General features: G+C 32.0%; 10 protein-coding genes and 1 pseudogene. 9 read left to right on the plus strand and 2 right to left on the minus strand.

What is annotated here, in order from left to right; genetic code table 11:
* Nucleotides 1–10 precede the first annotated feature (10 nt).
* Nucleotides 11–556: pseudogene (locus ACYFX0_RS17665) on the plus strand (protoglobin family protein); the annotation flags it as partial.
* A 54-nt stretch (nt 557–610) separates the two neighbouring features.
* Nucleotides 611–1,312: a methyl-accepting chemotaxis protein gene (locus tag ACYFX0_RS17670; protein ID WP_374058700.1), complete on the plus strand. Its 702-nt coding sequence runs from the start codon at nt 611–613 to the stop codon at nt 1,310–1,312.
* Between the two features lie 88 nt (nt 1,313–1,400).
* Here the strand turns inward: ACYFX0_RS17670 and ACYFX0_RS17675 are convergent, their stop codons facing one another.
* Nucleotides 1,401–2,714 (minus strand): ArnT family glycosyltransferase, encoded by a 1,314-nt coding sequence (locus tag ACYFX0_RS17675; protein ID WP_001015635.1) that lies wholly within the window; start codon nt 2,712–2,714, stop codon nt 1,401–1,403.
* Between the two features lie 298 nt (nt 2,715–3,012).
* Here ACYFX0_RS17675 and ACYFX0_RS17680 point away from each other — a divergent pair, with 298 nt between their 5' ends.
* The 3 genes from ACYFX0_RS17680 (at nt 3,013) to ACYFX0_RS17690 (ending at nt 4,834) form a co-directional block, all read left to right on the plus strand.
* Nucleotides 3,013–3,525, plus strand: a complete 513-nt coding sequence (locus tag ACYFX0_RS17680) for an acyl-CoA thioesterase (protein ID WP_000412126.1) — start codon at nt 3,013–3,015, stop codon at nt 3,523–3,525.
* A 217-nt stretch (nt 3,526–3,742) separates the two neighbouring features.
* Nucleotides 3,743–4,471 carry a glycosyltransferase family 2 protein gene (locus ACYFX0_RS17685; RefSeq protein WP_000021478.1) on the plus strand — a complete coding sequence of 243 codons (729 nt, stop codon included), beginning with the start codon at nt 3,743–3,745 and terminating at the stop codon, nt 4,469–4,471.
* A 6-nt stretch (nt 4,472–4,477) separates the two neighbouring features.
* Nucleotides 4,478–4,834, plus strand: a complete 357-nt coding sequence (locus ACYFX0_RS17690) for a DUF2304 domain-containing protein (protein ID WP_001121769.1) — start codon at nt 4,478–4,480, stop codon at nt 4,832–4,834.
* Between the two features lie 76 nt (nt 4,835–4,910).
* On the opposite strand, the gene ACYFX0_RS17695 is transcribed toward ACYFX0_RS17690, so the two are convergent.
* Nucleotides 4,911–6,188 carry a glycosyltransferase family 39 protein gene (locus ACYFX0_RS17695; protein ID WP_000901472.1) on the minus strand — a complete coding sequence of 426 codons (1,278 nt, stop codon included), beginning with the start codon at nt 6,186–6,188 and terminating at the stop codon, nt 4,911–4,913.
* 225 nt (nt 6,189–6,413) lie between these two features.
* On the opposite strand from ACYFX0_RS17695, the gene ACYFX0_RS17700 reads away from it, so the two are divergent.
* The 4 genes from ACYFX0_RS17700 (at nt 6,414) to ACYFX0_RS17715 (ending at nt 12,924) form a co-directional block, all read left to right on the plus strand.
* A complete protein-coding gene (locus tag ACYFX0_RS17700; RefSeq protein ID WP_000970526.1) occupies nt 6,414–7,394 on the plus strand; it encodes a glycosyltransferase family 2 protein in 981 nt (326 codons plus the stop codon).
* Nucleotides 7,395–7,491: 97 nt separating this feature from the next.
* Nucleotides 7,492–8,913, plus strand: coding sequence for an oligosaccharide flippase family protein (locus ACYFX0_RS17705; RefSeq protein ID WP_000856134.1), 1,422 nt, complete (start codon nt 7,492–7,494; stop codon nt 8,911–8,913).
* Nucleotides 8,914–9,222: 309 nt separating this feature from the next.
* On the plus strand, nt 9,223–11,889 hold the full coding sequence (locus ACYFX0_RS17710; protein WP_106103436.1) for a YfhO family protein: 2,667 nt from the start codon (nt 9,223–9,225) through the stop codon (nt 11,887–11,889).
* Nucleotides 11,890–11,985: 96 nt separating this feature from the next.
* Nucleotides 11,986–12,924, plus strand: coding sequence for a glycosyltransferase family 2 protein (locus tag ACYFX0_RS17715; protein WP_000175828.1), 939 nt, complete (start codon nt 11,986–11,988; stop codon nt 12,922–12,924).
* Nucleotides 12,925–12,944 lie beyond the last annotated feature (20 nt).

Raw genomic sequence — 12,944 nt, forward strand, 5'->3', positions numbered from 1 at the left:
GGGAAGAATGATGCTTGGGGTTTTCAAAAAAAATATTAATAAAACAAACGCTAGTATAATCGAATTAAGTAAGGACCAACAAATAACTTTTAATGTACCTACTAATTCTGAACTGAAAATTCAAATGGATATGCTACACATTTCAAAAGAAGATTTACAAGTTGTAAAAGTACTACAGCCTTTTATTTATGCAGAAATTGATTGGATTACTGAAAAATTCTATGCCAACATTACAAAACAACCTAATTTAATTACTATTATTGAACGTTACAGCTCTATTCCAAAACTAAAGCAAACTTTAAAAACACATATTAAAGAATTATTCAGCGGCAATATGCATGAAGATTTTATTGAACAGCGTGTTAGGATTGCCAAACGACATGTACAAATTGGCTTACATCGAAAATGGTATACTGCTGCTTATCAAGAATTATTCCGCTCTATTATGAAGATTTTGCAAACAAAAATAACAACAATCGATGATTTTTCCTATTCTATAAATGTCATAAATAAATTATTCACTCTTGAACAAGAACTTGTTCTTGCAGCTTATGAATCTGAATATGAAAGAATGCAAAAAGAGCATGAGAAAGAAAAAGAACTAACTGCTATGACAATTACGCATATCGCAACAGAACTAGCTGCTGTATCTGAAAAGACAAGCTCTTCTATTCAAAAACTAACCGCTAAGTCTGAAACTATTGTAGAGATTGCTAAAACAGGTACATCATTAGCTACAACATCTGAAGAAAAAGCGAATAAAGGGAAAGAACAATTAAACCAGCAAAACAAACGAATGGGATCTATTCAAATGAATATGGAAACGATTATTACAGATACTCATGAACTTCTCGATATTTCTAACAAAATTAACGAAATCATAGATATCGTTAAATCGATCGCGGAGCAAACAAATTTACTCGCACTAAATGCTGCTATCGAGTCTGCACGTGCTGGAGAATTTGGGAAGGGGTTTTCTGTTGTTGCTGGTGAAATCCGAAAATTATCAGAGCAAACGAAAGAATCGATATTTAACGTTACAAAGCTCGTCGAAAAAACAAATGAACAAATTACCCGTGTCTCGTCTTCCGTGAAACAAATTAGCTCTCTCGTATCGGAAGGAACGGATAGTATGTCGGCAACAGATCGATACTTCCAAGAAATTGTAAAAGATATGTCTAACTCAAAAGAACAGAATAAGAAAATTGAACATGAGCTACAAACTATTTCACAAGTCATGAAAGGAATTCAAGATGATTCCTCACAAATGGCTCTAACAGCCGATAATTTGCAACTAGAACTAAATCGATAAGACAAAATTCAGGTCAGGCATACTTTTCATCTGCACTGACTACTAAATTTCATCTTTCATCAAAAAAAGAATCCAGAATGGATTCTTTTTACTTTCTGAAAAATATTTTTTGACAATACACATAACTCATATAAACACCAAAGCTCTGCAAAATAAACAATGCCGGCATAATTACATTGTAATATGCCATATCTACTTGGAAGAGCTTTAACAATACGTAGCCACTAATTAAAAATAAGAACAACATATATCCCTCATTTTGTTGTTTCTTAATTAGGAAGTGTAATAGAGCTATATTCATAAACAATGTTACGGCTATATATATCAGTTTTTCACATTTGAAAAGAATAGAATTTATCCCCTCCTCTGAAAACTGATTTATCATCGGTTCTAAAAGTTTAAATCTTTCTCCCTCAATCTCTTTTAACTTTTGATCAATATGCTCTGTTACACTTTGATTTTTCGATATTTTTTCCTCATGTTGCGTTTTTCCAATTAAGACAGATTGAACATACGTCTCATTCGCAATCGTATATTGTGACAGTCCCATTGTCTTAATTCCATAATTCACACTAAAATGAGCAATATAAAATAGAATAAGTATCCCTATCATCTTTAGTAACACTTTTTGTTTCGTTGCTGATTGAAACACTTCAATTAATAATATATATACCGTGATAAAAATAGGAAGAAATAATCCCATTGGGAAAATCATATTACTAAATGCAAATAAAATCGCTGAAAACACCCACATATAAGGATGATCTAATCCTTTATATAAAAGTATGTAACAAGCAAAATAAAATAAAAATATTGCAAGTGACTCAGGAGTTAATACGGAACTCATGAATATATTTGGAATATACAGAGCATAAAATATAGAAGCAATACGCCCGCATTCTTCTCCAAAAACCATTGCCGCAATACGATAAATAAAAAATGCGGTTCCTGCGCAAAATAACACATTAAATAGTTGTAAAGCGAATAATGTATCACCAAATATACGAATAATTACTGACTCGTATATAATAAAAGGCAAATGAGTTACAGTCCCTATATTATTACCAATTGCAATCTGCTTTGCAGACTCATACATCACTTTCATATCACCAATTATTGGAGCATCTACAAATAACAGCATACTAAGTCTCACAACTATAGATATACTTATAAGAAAAATAAGAAATTGTTTATCTGTAAAACGATATTGTAGGATTGATGCCACTAACAAAATGAGTATGACGAAAATTGCCAGTATGATTGTTACACTTGTTGTACTTCCTCCAAAAAATTGCTTACTTGTCTCAAATGCTGCCCAACAACTATAAACAAAAAATGCGAGCATCGCACCGATCGTAATTTTATTGAAGAAAGATGAAAAATTTGTTTGTATATGATTCATATGTCCATTGCACCTCTATTTCCATTCATAACAAAACGATTCTATCATGAATGGGTACACGGCTGATAGGGAATTTCTATGACAAATACATAGTCATTACTTTTTACTTGCAATGTAAGCGAATCCTCTTTTACACTACATTTTAGATAAAATAAATTTTCTTTCAGTTATATGAATACAAATACAGAAGTTTAAATCATTCTCTTTTGGAATACACTTTACTTCATTAAATATCTAATATGAGTACTCCGCTTACACATATTATTCTGATTGAAAACAGACTATAGGGGCTGAATATATGGAAAAGAAATTCATGCGAGAATCTAAAGCAATTAAGACAACACGTGTTTTTCCTAACGATTTAAATAATCACCAAACACTTTTTGGAGGGAAATTATTAGCAGAAATTGATAGTATTGCTTCAATTGCGGCTGCAAGACATAGTCGTAAACATTGCGTAACAGCATCTATTGATTCAGTTGATTTTTTAACTCCAATTCACCAAGCTGATTCTGTTTGTTATGAAGCATTTGTATGTTATACAGGGAAATCTTCAATGGAAGTTTTCGTAAAAGTAATCGCAGAAAATTTATTAGCAGGCGAGCGTAGAATTGCTGCTACTTGCTTCATTACATTTGTGGCAATAAAAGATGGAAAACCTTCGTCCGTACCACAAGTACTCCCTGAAACTCAGGAAGAACATTGGTTACACACAACCGGTTTAGAACGTGCGGAAAACCGAAAAAAGGGACGTTTAAAAAGTAAAGAGATGGCTGAAGTTTTAACTTTAAGTAAGCCATGGAATATATAATACGCTACTCTCACTTCATACATGCACAGGTTTATTTCATCCTTGCATGTATTTTTTATTATAAAAAAATTCCAGCTCTTATCTTTTATTTACTGTTTGTCTCCTAAAATAACCCACCAGTTTTTCCTTTATTTTGCTATACTATTAATGGTATATTAGATAAGGTTCGTTTAAAAATAACTATAATATAATTAAGTATATAAGGGATGGTGCGATAATGTCTATTGAGGTACCAATTTCAATACCAAAAACGTTAATTATTATTCCTGCGTATAACGAGGAAGAAGCAATTGCAGATACATTAACAAGACTATTAAAACTAAAACAGCATTTTACAGAATTAAGCATTTGCGTTATTAATGATGGATCACATGATAAAACAGCTCAAATCGTAAATGATTTTCCTGTTCACCTTGTGAACTTACCATATAACCTAGGTATTGGCTCAGCTGTACAAACTGGTTATAAATACGCTTATGAAAATGGATATGATATTGCAATTCAGTTCGATGCTGATGGGCAACATAATCCTGATGACTTGTACAAAATTATAAAACCTATTGCTGAAGACCAATGCGATATGGTGCTAGGTTCACGTTTTACAGAGAAAACAGCTTATAAAGGTAGTATTTCCAGAAGAGTTGGTATTTTTTATTTTACTGCTCTACTGAAAGTACTAACAAAACAAACCTTTATGGATCCAACTTCTGGGTATCGTGCTATCAATCGAGAAGTAATTAAGATTTTTGCACATAATTATCCAAAAGATTATCCAGAACCAGAAGTCCTTATTCATTTAAAAAAGAAAAAATTACGCATTAATGAAATATCCGTAAATATGCAAGAGCGCCAAGGGGGACAATCTTCTATTACACCTCTTAAATCTGCATATTACATGATTAAAGTAAGCCTTGCTATATTGATGCAAAAAATTGTGAAAGGTTGATAATAAATGCCTATAATTACCTTTTCATTTATCTTCATTCTATTATTATTTTTATTAATTATTAATTCCATTCGTCGTGGAGCTTTAGAAACTAAATATGCCATTTTATGGATTTTCGTTTGTGTTTCAATGGCAATTTTAAGTTCTACTGAAAAAATTATAAATTGGATTGGACAACTATTACACGTAGAATATCCTCCATCTGTTTTATTTTTATTTGGACTATTATTCTGTTTCATCTTAATTTTTGACTTAACAAGAAAAATTTCTAAATTACATCATCAACTTGTAACATTAACGCAAGATTATGCGTTATTAAAGCAAAAATTAAAAGTAACGCAAACTGAAACCGATAACGAATAGTTTTCTATTTAAATATGAATATATACAAAAAAACATCTTAATTTTTTAAAAAAATTAAGATGTTTTTTATTGCAAATTATTTTTTTCTAATTAATAATTTATTAATTTTCATAATCGTTGCCACGGTCCCTACTCCAATTATAATAAATAAGAATGGTATTAACGGTAATGCATATCGTTCATATGCAACATAAAAACATGTTAAAGCTGTTTGCAGTAAAAGGATTGACCATAAAAATGTAGTCTCTCTCCACCTTTTTAAAAGGAAAATAAATGAAAGTACTGTACATATTAAAAACGTCGTCTTAATAAAATTATATATTTCATTCATATCCTTTGCAGAAACATTGAATACTTCAATATTATGCTCTATAGAATAATACGGTTTTTTCCAAAGAATTTCTGGTTTCAAGACTAAATAACTCTCTATCATAGAGCCCTTATTCGTTTTCCACCATTCTTTCATTTTATCAATGGCTATTTTTTCTTCTAACTCCATAAATTCATGCGCTTCAAGATTAGGGTACTTTGCATGTAATTCTATTTCAAGTTCCCCCATATCCTTACCTTCTGGGTAACCTTCCCCTTGATACGTTCCAAGTAATAACGGATTCCCTGCCCCTGCAGTTAGTGGGATAAATTTATCAAATTGAATGTAATTGCGGGCCCACCATGGTCCAAGTACGATAAGTCCTATTCCTATGCTTATAATCGCCTGCTTCATCATAATCCGGAATGGATAGCGTTTCATTAAAAGATACCCAAATAATAAGATTGGATATAAGGCAATTTGTACGCGGAGGTACAGTGCTAAAAAATAGAAAATTAATACAATCAGAAGATGTTTCGTTTTATGAGTATCAGCTAATTTTAAACTCCAATATACTAATCCTAATGAAAGGAATAGAAACGGCCCTTCTGTTAAAGTTAAATTTTCCATAACAATCTCTGGAGGATACACAGCTAATAAGAAAGCACCTATTAATCCTGCAGCAGGATTCAATAAATAAGTACCAATCTTATAAGTTAGCAAAATACTAAGTACCCCTAATAGAATAATGATTAATTTGGCTATAAAAAGACCTTCACTGCCATTTCCAAAAAAGTAAAATACAGCAGCTAATAAGGCTGGAAAACCCGGCATAATATGAATCGTTGGTTTATCTGGTTCATGGTATGTTAACATCCCTGTTTCCAATAAAATATTTGCCGTTTTTTGATAACCTATATCATCGCTAGCTATAGATAGATCTGCACCATGTGTTTGTAAAGTTGCAAAACGAAGTGCAAACCCGACAATCATAATAATCCCTAAAAGGACTATATTAGATTTGCGAGTAAATCGCCCTAACATCTCATCTTCTCCCTTCAGATACATAACCTTCAAAAATTTTTTCTATATTTTTACAACACAATACGTTCTATAATAAATACTTTTTATACAAAGTACAACAATAGAAAGTTGATTTACAAAGTTTATATGCGTTAAACTTATACAGATGTTCTTGTAATCTTCTCCCTTTCAAAGGGCTTGTATATATGGTGCAAGACATAAAAAACTTGAGGAGATAAAAATTCTATGATGGAACAAAAGCAACTTGTTTCTGTTGTCATACCTCTGTATAACACGGAAAAATATATTGAAGAAACGATGCAGTCAATACTAGATCAAACATATAAAAACATTGAAATTGTAATTGTAGATGATGGAAGTAAAGATCAATCACCTTCTATCGTGAAAAACCTTGCCGAAAAATATCCGGGTCAAGTAAAGTACGTTCACCAAAAAAACCAAGGTGTTTCAGTAGCTCGTAATACAGGGATTGAAAATGCTAGCGGAGAATACGTCGCTTTCCTTGATAGTGACGACTTATGGCATCCAACTAAAATTGAGAAACAAATCGAGAGTATGCATAAAAACAACATGGACGCGTGCTATTGTGGTTATATGAATTTCTACGAAGAAACAGGCGAAAAGGTTGAGCATACAACAAACTTTATTAAAGGTGATATGGCAAAAGCATTCTTAACACACCAAGTTGTTGCTCAAACAAGTACTTGGATTTTCAAACGCTCTATCGCAATGAATCATAATATCCGTTTTACACCAGGATGTAGCTGGGGAGAAGACTTGGAGTTTTTATTTAAACTAATGAGTGTGACAAATGTATGCTATGTCGATGAATATTTAACATATTATAGAATCTTATCAGAAGGAAATCTTTCTTCTAAATATAAAGATTACGAATTAAAAACAACTAAAGAACTGGAAGTATTCAATCGTATGAAAGACTGGGTACATAATAAATCTCAAGACTTCATTACGAAAGACCCTCAGTCACTTATTGAGATTCTTGAGACTTATTTATTCCCTTATACGGTTATCAATAATGCTTGTATATACATTAAAGAAAACTCTCAATTAAATAATGCCCAAGTTCAATTAATCAAAAAAGATATAAAGAAATATTGCCGTAAAATCTATTCAAAAAACGGAAAGCGTAGTAAAAAACTATATGCAATGCTTTGGTTTGTACGAATTAAATTTCTGTTTTCTTAAACTGAAAATATAGTACTCACCTCTCTTTCCGTAAACAAATCAAATTTACAAATAGGACAGACAAAAAAGGTCCTAAAGAATAGAAAGGTTTTTTCCCATGAAAACAAATAAGATTCTTAAAAATGCCTCCTACCTATTTGTAGGAAATATTACTGTTCGATTTGTACTGGCTATTGCAACCATTTTCTTTGCAAGATATGTTTCTCCAAGTGATTACGGTATGTTTACAACTGCGTTAGCAGTTTCAGCTGTTATTTGTTACTTTACAGATGCAGGCTTGACACATACGTTTATGCGTGAAGGAACGAGAAGCGATGCTAATATTAGCGTGCTAATAAGTAGTTATTTACGTATTCGTTTAATATTAGCTATCGTAATTTCTGTACTTTTCGCTATTTTTGCCCAGTTCTTCTATCCCGATGCTTACTTACGTGCGATGGTATATTGGGTTGTTCTACCAACAATGTTCGGAGCAACCTTACAAGGTGTTGGGATGGCTTACTTCCAAGTAACAGAACGCATGCAATTTACAGCTATTATTTCTGTACTACAAGGTGTAACAGCTGCTGCTGCCCTATTACTAGGGATGTCTTTCCAATGGTCACTTATGATGGTTGCTGCCATGTACGGGGTATCTAGTCTTGTAACAGGTGTTATCGCCTTTATAATGACAATACGCTATACGAAAGTCCATAAGGGTTGGGATAAAGGTATTTTAGATCAACTACTTATTTTCACAATCAATGGAATCATCATTATGCTCTTACCACAATTGGGGCCTATTATCTTAGAAAAGGTTTCAACATATAATCAAGTTGGATTCTTTGGTGCTGCATCTAAAATACCAGCTGTACTATATCAAATACCGGGAGTAATTGCAGCTGCCTTTTATCCAAGGCTTTTTGCTTTTGGTAATGAGAAAAACATCGAAGAACATAGAAAATTATCAAGTTTTGAATTAAAACTTATGTCTTTTTTAGGAATGGGAATTTCTATCCCCTTTATTGCTGATCCAAGTTTCTGGATTGTTAGTTTATTAGGAGAAAAGTACGCTCCCGCTGGTGACGCTCTTGCTATTTTAGCGTTTATGGTTATTTTACAATCAATTAACTATCCACTAGCCGACAATTTAACAACAATTGGCCAGCAATGGAAACGCGCAACAACAATGACTATTGGATTAGTTGTTGCCATCATAGGTTATATTGTACTAGGTAGTAAATATGGAATGATGGGGGCAGCTGCCGCAGCTATCCTTACCGAAATTACACTATTAATCGGATTTACCCTCTTTATTCGTAAAGGCATGCAATTATTAGTTAAAGGAATTATATTTAATTCCTTAGCCTTTATTATTAGTTACGGTATATACCGAATCGCATTAATCAACTTACCACCATTAGTTGCTTTAACGCTTACTGGTATACTATACGGTATAATCGGGGTTTTAATTGACCCTCAAATACGTGGATTCGTTTTAGGGTTTATAAAACAAAAGCTCATTCGCAAACATGCTTAAAAACAAAAAGCTTTTCCTATTTAAAAATGGAAAAGCTTTTTGTTTTTTTATATACCACTATTTTTCTTCAGTAAAAAAATTCTATATATTCCAGGTCAAATTGACTTACTTTCTGAAAATGCCTTATACTAAATTACATGTAAACTATGAATTTCAACGCCTGTAAAAATATATATGCTTCAACAAAAATATATATTTTCTCATGTTAAAACTAAAGAACACACCTTTAAAAATTGGTGTGTTTTTATATGCTACCTAAAAACAAGTTGCTACATGATAACAACTTTTAAAGGAGGATTATCAATTTTTATGAGCATAAAGCCGAATAATAAGTTCTTTTCCAAGAAAACGATAATAATTATGCCAATATTATTATTGTGTGCTTTTGCTTTTCATTATTTCTTTTTAACATCTAATCAAGCCTTTTCTGGTACAGGGGATGCATTACGCCAATTTGGCTTCTTTACGTTTCTTCTGCAACATGCCTTTAAAGATGGCAACCTTTTCTGGTCTTTTGATTATGGGTTAGGTGGAGATTTATTTGGAGAGTTTAGTTATTATTACAGCACATCACCGTTTTTCTGGATTACACTGTTACTACCTAAACTAAGTCTTGAGCAAGTGTATGACGTGAAATTATACATGAGTATTTTAAAAAACTTTTTAGCTATGTTATTCATGTATGGCTCTTTACGTTACCATAATAAAACAGCATTCTCATCTTTTGTTGCTGCTATTATATATGGTGGCTGTATTACTTTCATCCGCCACTCTTTACTATGGGATTTCATGGCTGATGCCATTGTATTTTTACCATTAGTAATATGGGGACTTGATAAATATATTATCGAAAAGAAGCGCGGACTTTTCCTAATCGCTGCTACTTTAATGTTAGCATCAAACTTTTATTTTGCTTTTATCACAAGTATTTTCATATTCATTTATGCATTATTCCAATACTTTGCGACACAAAAAAATAAAACGATTGTCTCTTTTCTAACTTATTATATTAGAATCGGCTTATTGTACGGACTATCACTCGGTTTAGCCGCCGTTTGCTTCCTCCCATCAGTTAATGCCGTATTTAGCGCCGATCGACTATCAAAAAAGTTTGAGATACCACTATTATTTGAAGATAAATTTTATAAAGATTTAATGGAAAATATTTTCTTCATGTATAGTGCTGAAAATCATCAACTAGCTTTACCAGCTTTAATTTTATTCTTAATCGTATTTGGAATGTTTATACGTGATAAACTCGTTAAAAATAAAGTATTCTTTACGTTATTCATGTTCATTCTGTTTATGCTTCCATATACATATTCTGTATTTAATGGTTTTTCAGCAATGCAATCTAGATGGTTTTATTTATTTGTATTTGTCATTGCCCAAACAATTGCATACATTCTAGATTGGATGATTATTCATAAGAAAGACTACAAATTACCTTATTTAATAAGTTTATTAGTGTCTATTGGATTATTCATTTATGCATTTTATAGAAAAGCAAATATAAATGTAACTGATAAACCTTTACAAGACGTTGATAACATTTTACTCGGAACTGTCGTTCTTTCTGTTATTACAGTATGTTTATGGCGTTATATTTCTAAACCTTTCATACAATTTTTAGTTGTATTGAACATACTCGTTAGCACAATTTCTATGAATTATATGTATGCGAATAATATACTTAGTACCGTTTACGGACAGAGCCAGATTTCAACTGAAAAGTTACACGAACCAGGCTATGATAATAAAGAAGAAATTGCTGCAATTCGCTACATACAAGAAAATGATAAAGACTTTTATCGTATTCTTAATCCATATAGCGAATATAACACACCAATGCTACAAGGATATCATGGCGTAAGTACATATCAAAGCTTGGTTAATTATTATGTCCATGACTTTATGAAAAATAAATATGGCGTATTCCAAATGTACGATACACCCTCAATGTTTTATCAAGCTGATAGTCGACTGCTACTTGAAAATATGCTAGGTATAAAATATCGCGTATTAAGTGCTGATACAGATCCAAAGAATGTACCTTATGGATATAAACTATTACAGCAAGTAGGACCATATAATATTTACAAAAATAACTATACCTTACCGTTAGGGTATGTATATGATTCGGCTATAAGTGAAGAAGAGTTTTCTAAATTAAACTTCGCTCAGCGTGATCAATTATTATTACATGCTGTTGTCGTTAATAATACAAAAGAATTTTCATTAAACCATTTTAATAAACAAGACCTTAAGTCAAAGGCAGTATCTATTAAAATGGAAAAAGCAAAATTCGAAAATATGGTAAAAGAAGGAAACAAACTAATTGTTCATGGCTTTGGAAATATGATCGTACCTATCAATTATCCTAATACGCCTGGTGACCTACTGATAGAATTAAAATTGAAAAATACAGGTACATTCAATGCAACTGTTAATGGAAAAACAATCGGAAAAGGTGACGATGCTGGTGCATACTCGTATCCGTTAGAAAGATTTGTTTACAATTTAGGCACTGAGCGTCCAGAAAACCTAACTATCTCTATTGATATGGCAGGTGAGTATGAATTAGGTGACTTACAAGCAAATATCGTAAACTATGAAAGTGTACAAAAAGAAACAAAAAAATTAACTGAAAATAGACTTGAAAATATTTATTATAAGAACAATTATTTAAAAGGGGATATCAACTCAAATAAAGACGGGCTCCTATATTTATCTGTTCCATATAGTAAAGGTTGGACTATAAAAGTTGATGGAAAAGAAAAGGAATTTACGAAAGCGAATTCTGCCTTTATCGGTGTTCCCATTACAAAAGGCTCACATGTAATCGAAATGACTTACGTTACACCTTACTTCAAATTAGGTATGATTATATCAATTATCTCACTAATTATTTGTGTAGCTTTACTAATTTTCACAAATCCAAAAGCACGACGAAAATTTTCTTTTAAAAAGCAATAATGAGTAATCAATGAATCATGAAGCTATCCAATTGGATAGCTTCATATAAAAACGCATAACATTGTTTTAACCCACTACAAACAAGGAGTGTCAAAAATGACTCTTTCAATCGTTGTACCATGCTACAATGAAGAAAAGGTGCTTCGAGCCTTTTATTCAGAGACTTCTCTTGAAATTCATAAATTAACTACCGATTATGAATTTGTTTTTGTTAATGATGGTAGTAAAGATGATACATTAAATATTTTACGTGATTTAGCTAGTTCAGATTCATCGGTACACTATATATCGTTTAGTCGAAACTTCGGAAAAGAAGCTGCAATGTTAGCTGGCTTAAAATACGCTACAGGCGATGCCATTGTTATTATGGATGCTGACTTACAACACCCTCCTACGTTAATAAAAGAACTGTTAGAAGGATATAACGATGGCTACGACCAAGTCATTGCAAAAAGGACAAGAACTGGTGATTCTCCCGTTCGCTCTTTCGTCTCTCGTCTTTACTATAAGGTGATGAATAAGTTTGTAGATATTGAATTAGTAGATGGTATTGGTGACTTTAGACTTTTAAGTCGAAGAGCAGTGGATTCATTAGTATCCTTAAGTGAGTACAACCGATTTTCAAAGGGCTTATTCTCTTGGATTGGTTATAACGAATTAATTATTGAATATGAAAATGTATTACGTTCTGATGGAGAAAGTAAATGGACCTTCTCGAAATTATTAAATTACGGAATTGATGGTGTAATTTCATTCAATAATAAACCGTTACGCCTATCTATATATCTTGGATTACTAACAACCATTTTTGGACTTTTATATGTAATCACTACGTTCGTTCAAATTATCCTTGGTGGTGTGGAAGTTCCTGGTTACTTTACTCTCATTTCCGCTATACTATTTATTGGCGGTATTCAACTCATATTCCTAGGTGTTATTGGTGAATATATCGGTCGTATTTATTATGAAACAAAACGTAGACCGCATTTTATTGTAGCTGAAAAGAAAGTTAGTGAAGTTAAACAAAAGGCATAACAAAAAAGTTACTTCTGTAG

This window comes from Bacillus sp. NEAU-Y102 (assembly GCF_054788175.1).